Below are 6,978 nucleotides of genomic sequence, written 5' to 3' on the forward strand. Positions count from 1 at the left end.
CCGCCTCGTCCGTCAGGCGTCGGAAAGGAAACCCTGATGCTCCGCTACTTCGGCTTCTCCGTCGGTCTGACGGTGGCCGCGCTCGTCACCGCCGTGCTGTTCGGCGGTCCGGCGGCCCTGCTGGCCGTCGCCGTCCTCGGCGTGCTCGAGGTCTGTCTCTCGTTCGACAACGCCGTGGTCAACGCCAAGGTGCTTCGCCGGATGAGCCCGCTGTGGCGGAAGCTGTTCCTCTACGTCGGCATCTTCATCGCCGTGTTCGGCATGCGGCTGCTGCTGCCGATCGTGCTGGTCGCGGTCACCGCGCAGCTGTCCATCCCCGAGGTGTGGGACCTGGCGCTGTCGGACCAGGAGGCCTACGCCGAGAACGTCGAGGCCGCGGCCGAGGCGATCTACACCTTCGGCGGCATCTTCCTGCTGATGATCTTCCTGAACTTCCTCTTCGACGAGGAGCGGGACATCCACTGGCTGGCCTGGCTGGAGCGCCCGCTGGCCAAGGCCGGCAAGCTGCCCTACCTCGCGATCATCATCGCGCTGGCGGTCATCTACATCGGCTCGCAGATCGCCGACGACGACAAGTACGCCACCGTGCTCGTCTCCGGCCTCGCCGGCCTGTTCACCTACCTGCTGATCGGCGGCCTCAACGAGCTCATGGAGGCCCCGGAGGACGACGACGCCGACGACGTGACCGCCACCGGCGCGTCGACCACCGGCGGCAACGCGGCCGGCACCGCGACCAAGGCCGTGGCCGGCGCCGGCTTCGCCGCGTTCCTCTACCTCGAGGTGCTCGACGCGTCGTTCTCCTTCGACGGCGTCATCGGCGCCTTCGCCCTGAGCAGCGACATCTTCATCATCGCGCTGGGCCTGGGCATCGGCGCCTTCTGGGTGCGGTCGCTGACCATCTACATGGTCGACAAGGGCACCCTCGACGAGTACCGCTACCTCGAGCACGGCGCGATGTGGGCCATCGGGTTCCTCGCCGCGATCATGATCCTCGAGCTGCGGTTCCACATCAGCGAGTACGTCACCGGCCTGACCGGCCTGCTGTTCATCATCGCCGCGGTGGTCAGCAGCGTCCTGGAGTCCCGGCGGGAGCGGGCCGCGGTGCCCGCCCACGCCGAGGAGCCGCGCGAGGAGGAGGTCGTCGCCGGCCGGCGCTGACGCCGTCCCTCCCAGCGGCTCCGGGGCACCCGCCCCGGGGCCGCTGGTGCGTCCGGGACACCCGGGAGTGGGTCCGGGGCGGAGCACCTTCCGCGCGGGGGGACCTCCGGTTACGGTCCCGCCGGTCCCGATCCCCGTACCGAGAGGCATCCGTGGCACTGCTCACCGCCCACAAACGCGTCCTGCACGCCGACCTCCAGGGCGACCGCGTCCGGGCCGCCAGCGGCTCGATGGTCGCCGTCGAGGGCAACGTCGACTTCAAGAGCTCCGGCATGGGCGGGGGCGGCGGCATGCGCGCGGCGCTCAAGCGCGCCGTCGCCGGCGAGAGCCTCTCACTGATGGACTGCGCCGGCCACGGCCGCGTCTACCTCGCGCTCGACGCCATGGACGTCCTCGTCGTCGACCTGGCCGGCGACACGCTCACCGTCGAGAGCCAGCACATCCTCGCCCACACCGAGCAGCTGCGCCTCGACGTCCAGTTCGCCGGCCTGCGCGGCATGACCAGCGGACACGGCCTGGCGACGACGACGGTCACCGGCCACGGGCAGGTGGCGATCGTGTCCGAGGGCCCGGTCATGGCGCTGGAGGTCGCGCCCGGTGCCGACCTCGTCGTCGACCCGGACGCCTACGTCGGCTCCCGCGGCCAGCTGTCGATGAACCTGGTGTCGGGCGTCTCGTGGAAGTCGCTGGTCGGCGAGGACGCCGGCGAACCGTTCTCGCTCCGCTTCACCGGCTCCGGCCTGGTGCTCGTCCAGTCCGCGGAGCGCTGAGCCATGTCCTTCGAGACCGTCAACAGCAAGGTCGTGCGCGCGCACGTCGGCCCCGGCACCCCGGTGCTCGCCCGCCGCGGCTCGATGCTCGGCTACTCCGGGCAGGTCACGTTCCGCCCGGTGCACGGGCAGGGCCGCGGCATCGGCGGCATGGTCGGGGCGGCGATGTCCGGCGAGTCCAACCCGATGATGGCCACCGAGGGCACCGGCCAGGTGCTCTACGGCTACAAGGGCCTGCACGTCACCGTCCTGGAGCTCGACGGCAACGCCGCCCTGGTGTGCGAGGCCGACCGGCTGCTGGCGCACGACGCGACCCTGCAGACCAGCGTGCAGTTCCTCGGCTCGGGCGGCATCCGGCAGGCGATCAGCGGCGCGATGACCGGGCAGGGCCTGTTCACCACCAACGTCCACGGCCGCGGCGCGGTCGCGCTGCTGTCGCACGGCGGCGCGTTCCCGCTGCAGCTGGCCGGGCAGCAGGTCGGCGTCGACCCGCAGGCCTACGTCGGCCACGTCGGCCAGCTGTCGGTCGACCTCGCGGCCAAGGTCGGCTTCCGCGACGTCGTCGGCCGCGGGTCCGGTGAGGCGTTTCAGCTGAGGATCAGCGGCCACGGCACCGTGTACGTGCAGGCCAGCGAGAAGAAGTTCTGAGGGCGACGAGATGACCTACCCCCCCGGCAACCCCTACGGCCAGCCGCAGGGCAACCCCTACGGCCAGCCCCAGCCCTACGGCCAGCCGCAGCCCTACGGCGGTCAGCCGCAGCCCGCGTACGGCCAGCCGCCCTACGGCCAGCCTCCCTACGGCGCGCCCCAGCACCCCGGCGGGCAGCCACAGCCCTACGGCGGTCAGCCGCAGCCGCCCTACGGCGGCCAGCCGGCGCCGGGCGGCCAGCCCAGCGGCGTGCCGAGCACGCTGAACCCGCACACGCTGCCCGACGACGACAACGTCAACCCCTACGTGTTCTGCATCGCCCTCAACGGCGAGTGGTTCATGAGCAAGGGCGCGATGCTCGCGTACTACGGCAACATCCAGTTCGACGCGGTCACCGAGTACTCGTCGGCGCAGGCGTGGGTCGCCGCCCGCTTCTCCAGCCCGGTGTACATCTCCGACTGGGTGGTCGCCCAGGGCCACGGCAAGCTGCTCATCGGCGACCGGGGCTTCGACCTCAACAGCTACGACCTCGACGACGGCAACCTGACGATCAAGGCGAGCAACCTCTGCGCCTTCTCCAAGCAGCTGGAGCTCAAGCAGTCGATCGTGCCGGGCTTCGTCACCCTCATCGGGACGGGGAAGTTCATCGCCTCGTCCAACGGGCCGGTGATCTTCGTCGAGCCGCCGTTCCGGGCCGACCCCGACGCGCTGCTCGGCTGGGCCGACTGCCCGTCGCCGTCGGTGCACCACGACGCGCAGTGGATGACCCAGAACCTGCGCGGGATGCTCTCCGGCGCGCTGGGCCGGGCCTCCGGCGAGGAGCGGCAGTACGACTTCACCGGTCAGGGCACGATCCTGCTGCAGTCCTCCGAGGTGGCCCGCGAGGACCCGGCCGTGCTGCGGCTGGTCGAGTCCCAGACGCAGCTGCTCACCAACAGCCAGGCCGGCTCGCTGGGCCACCGGCTCGTCGCCCGGTCCCAGCAGCAGTAGCCCGCCGTCCCCGGCCCGGGTCCCGCGCGGACCCGGGCCGGGGGTGAGCGCTGCACTACGCTCGGTGCGCCATGCGGCCCGCCGACCTCGCCCTCGTGCGCACGCCGGGGACGCCCACCGTCTCGCCCGACGGGCGCATGGCGGTGGTCGCCGTCGACCGGGCCGACGCCGACGGCGTCCGCGGGCAGCTGTGGGCCGTGCCCACCGACGGCTCCGCGCCGGCCCGCCCGCTCACCTCCAGCGCGCACGACTCCGCGCCGGCGTTCTCCCCGGACGGGCGCTGGCTGGCCTACCTGTCGGCTCCCCTCGGCGGCCCGCCGCAGGTGCACCTGCTGCCCACCGCCGGCGGCGCCCCCCGGCGGCTCACCGACGCGCCGGCCGGCGCCGGCGCCCCGGTGTGGTCGCCGGACTCCCGGCGGCTGGCCTGGATCGCCCCCGTGCCCGAGGCCCACGACGGGCCGCGGCTGGTCACGTCGCTGAGCACCCGTGCCGGTGCGCCACGGACCTGCGTGGTCGTCCTCGACCTGCCGGCGGACCCGCTGGGCGACGACGCCGGTGCGCTCGCGGCGCCGCGGCAGCTGACCGACGGCGCCGGGCACGACGCCGACGTGACCTGGTCGCCCGACGGCACCGCCCTCGCCTTCGTCGCCGCCCGGCACCCCGGCGCCGACCGCGACGCCGTCCGCGACGTCTACCTGGTCCCGGCGACCGGCGGCCGCCCGCGGCGGGTCACCCGCAGCCGCGGCGCGTGCCGGCAGCCGGTGTTCGACGCGGCCGGCACGACGGTCCTCGTCGTCGCCCGCCCCGACCTGGGGCCCGACGGTCTCGACGTCACCGCGTCCGCGCCGGTCCTGTGCCGGGTACCGGTGTCCGGGGGCGAGCTCGAGCCGGTGCCGGGGCGGGTGGTGCCCGACGGCGCGCCGGGGCCCGTGCGCGACGGCGGCGCGGCGCTCGTGGGCGCCGAGCGGGAGGGTGCCGTGGAGCTGGTGCGGGTGCCGCTCGACGGGGGCCCGCCCGCGACGCTGGTCGACGGCCCGTTCGCCGTGCGCGGGTGCTCCGCCGCGGCCGGCGTCGTCGTCGCCACGGTCGCCCACGACCGCTCGGCCGGGGAGCTGGTCGCGATCACGCCCAGCAGGCGTCGGCTGCTCACCGGCTTCGGCTCCGCGCTGGGCGCCACGGGTCGGCTGCACCGCACCGCGCAGCGCGCCGTCGTCACCCCGGACGGGACGGAGCAGCGGGTGTGGGTGACCGTGCCGCCGGGGCCGGGCCCGCACCCCGTGCTGCTGGAGCCCGGACCGGCGCGGCCGGAGTGGTCGCTGGCCGACGAGGTGCAGGTGCACGTCTCGGCCGGCTACGCGGTGGTGCGGTGCGACGCGGACGCCGGCGACGTGCTCGCCCTGCTCGACGCCGTCCTCGCCGACCCCGCCCTCGACGCCGGCCGGGTCGGTCTCGCCGGCGGGCCCGGCAGCGTGCCGCTGCTGACCCGCACCGACCGGTTCGCGGCCGCCGTCGTCGACTGGACCGGGGGGCTCGACCCGTGGGGGGCGGACGACCCCGCCGACGTCGCGGCCGTCGTCACGCCGACGCTCGGCGTGCAGGACGAGCGCTGTCCGGCCGGGGCCGGCCGGCGGCTGTTCGCGGCGCTGCAGCGCCGGCGGGTGCCCAGCGCGCTGCTGCTCGTCCCCGGGGACGACCCCGCGGCGGGCCGGCCGCGGCACCGGGCGGCCCGGCTCGAGCACCTGCTCGACTGGTGGGACCGCTGGCTGCCCGTGGCGGCGACGGGGCCCGCCGACGAGGTGGCGGAGGCCTCCGGCTGAGCGCGGGGCGCGGACCGGAGGAGAGGGGGGCCCCCTAGGGTCGGGGCACGCAATCCGCCGCTCAGCGAGCAGGACCCGGTCCGCCGGGGGCCTGCGGGAGGTCTCCGTGGTCGACTACACGAAACGTCCGAAGTCCCCGCCGCCCCAGCCGCCGCAGGGCCAGCCGCCGCAGGGTCAGCCGCCGCAGGGTCAGCCGCCGCAGGGTCAGCCGCCGCAGCCCGGTCCCCACGGTCAGCCGCAGCCGTACGGGCAGCAGTCGCCGGCCACGCAGCCGGGCGGCGTGAACATGAGCAAGGTGTCGCTCACCAAGTCCTCGCCGTCGGTCTCGCTGACCAAGACGGCCGGCACCACGGGCGTGCTGAGGGTCAACCTCAACTGGACCTCCAGGCCTGGGGGCGGCGGAGGCGGTGGCGGCGGCTTCCTCAAGCGGCTGGCCGCGGCCGCCGGCGGCGGGGCGATCGACCTCGACCTGGGTTGCCTCTACGAGTACGCCGACGGGTCGAAGGGCGTCATCCAGGCGCTGGGCAACGCCTTCCGCGGCCAGCACGACCTGGGCGGCGGCCGGGCGATCGCGTGGCTGGACGGCGACGACCGGTCGGGCTCGAGCTCCGGCGGCGAGAACCTGCTGATCGACCTGCAGCACACGCAGCTCATCCGCCGGATCCTGGTGTTCGCGCTGATCTACGAGGGCGTGCCGAACTGGGGTCAGGCCGACGCCGTCGTCACGATGTTCCCGGCGAGCGGGCCGCAGATCGAGGTGCGTCTCGACGAGCACGACCCGCGGGCCCGGATCTGCGCGATCGCGATGATCCAGAACCAGGGCGGGCAGCTCGTCGTCAACCGCGAGGTGCGCTACGTGCACGGCGGCCAGGACGTGCTCGACCGCACCTACGGCTGGGGCATGGACTGGACGCCCGGCCGCAAGTGAGCCGCTGAGCCGGCGCGCCCGGGGCTCACCAGCCCCGGGCGCGCCGGCCCCGTGGCGGCGACCCGCGCCTCGGGTCGTAGGGCCTCCCGGACCTCCCTACTCGATGGTCGTGCACCCGGAACGGGACCTGCGACGGATGTGGCCGTCGCCGGACCGGCCCTAGCGTGGGCCCGGTCCTGACACAGATCTCATCCGGGGCCGGTAGCCGGACGAGACGGTCCACGAGAGGCCACGCCGACGACCGCTGCCCCGAGGACCGGGCACCACGACACGGGTGGGGCGTCGGCAGCGCTGTCCTGGCCGGTCCTCCCCGGGGAGAGCTCATGAACGAGACCACCCGCGTCAGGGCGGTCGACCCGGGGGACGCCCACGCGGCGGCCGCTGGAGCGGATCCCAGTGGTGCCTTCACCCACCGGCAGATCCGCACGATCATCGTCGGCCTGATGGTGGCGATGTTCCTCGCCGCCCTCGACCAGACCGTGGTCGCCACCGCCATCCGCACGATCGCCGACGACCTGCAGGGCTACGACCTGCAGGCGTGGGCGACGACGGCGTTCCTCATCACCTCGACGATCGCCACGCCGCTGTACGGCAAGCTCTCCGACATCTACGGCCGGCGGCCGTTCTACCTGTTCGCCATCGCGGTGTTCGTGCTCGGCTCGGTGC

General features: G+C 74.4%; 7 protein-coding genes. All 7 read left to right on the plus strand.

All coding sequences use genetic code 11. The features are described 5' to 3' along the window. Positions 1-36 precede the first annotated feature (36 nt). The gene (locus ACI79V_RS19495; protein WP_456891890.1) at positions 37-1,158 is read left to right on the plus strand and encodes a DUF475 domain-containing protein; all 1,122 of its coding nucleotides are present in this window, start codon (positions 37-39) and stop codon (positions 1,156-1,158) included. A 152-nt stretch (positions 1,159-1,310) separates the two neighbouring features. Next, the gene (locus ACI79V_RS19500; protein ID WP_456874240.1) at positions 1,311-1,928 is read left to right on the plus strand and encodes an AIM24 family protein; all 618 of its coding nucleotides are present in this window, start codon (positions 1,311-1,313) and stop codon (positions 1,926-1,928) included. 3 nt (positions 1,929-1,931) lie between these two features. After that, a complete protein-coding gene (locus ACI79V_RS19505; protein ID WP_456891892.1) occupies positions 1,932-2,576 on the plus strand; it encodes an AIM24 family protein in 645 nt (214 codons plus the stop codon). 10 nt (positions 2,577-2,586) lie between these two features. After that, a complete protein-coding gene (locus ACI79V_RS19510) occupies positions 2,587-3,567 on the plus strand; it encodes an AIM24 family protein (RefSeq protein WP_456891893.1) in 981 nt (326 codons plus the stop codon). Between the two features lie 71 nt (positions 3,568-3,638). Further along, positions 3,639-5,384, plus strand: a complete 1,746-nt coding sequence (locus tag ACI79V_RS19515; protein WP_456891895.1) for a prolyl oligopeptidase family serine peptidase — start codon at positions 3,639-3,641, stop codon at positions 5,382-5,384. A gap of 286 nt (positions 5,385-5,670) precedes the next feature. Further along, entirely contained in the window at positions 5,671-6,312 is a 642-nt protein-coding gene (locus ACI79V_RS19520; protein WP_456891897.1) for a TerD family protein, read from the plus strand. Between the two features lie 323 nt (positions 6,313-6,635). After that, the coding region (locus ACI79V_RS19525) for an MFS transporter (protein ID WP_456891899.1) at positions 6,636-6,978 on the plus strand (343 nt) is incomplete at its 3' end.

It is taken from the genome of Geodermatophilus sp. SYSU D00700, assembly GCF_054050255.1.

Excerpts from the sequence above, each read along its gene's own strand:
- ACI79V_RS19515 (WP_456891895.1), top strand. The coding sequence starts at position 3,639 with ATGCGGCCCGCCGACCTCGCCCTCGTGCGCACGCCGGGGACGCCCACC.
- ACI79V_RS19495 (WP_456891890.1), top strand. The coding sequence starts at position 37 with ATGCTCCGCTACTTCGGCTTCTCCGTCGGTCTGACGGTGGCCGCGCTC.
- ACI79V_RS19520 (WP_456891897.1), top strand. The coding sequence starts at position 5,671 with ATGAGCAAGGTGTCGCTCACCAAGTCCTCGCCGTCGGTCTCGCTGACC.
- ACI79V_RS19505 (WP_456891892.1), top strand. The coding sequence starts at position 1,932 with ATGTCCTTCGAGACCGTCAACAGCAAGGTCGTGCGCGCGCACGTCGGC.
- ACI79V_RS19510 (WP_456891893.1), top strand. The coding sequence starts at position 2,587 with ATGACCTACCCCCCCGGCAACCCCTACGGCCAGCCGCAGGGCAACCCC.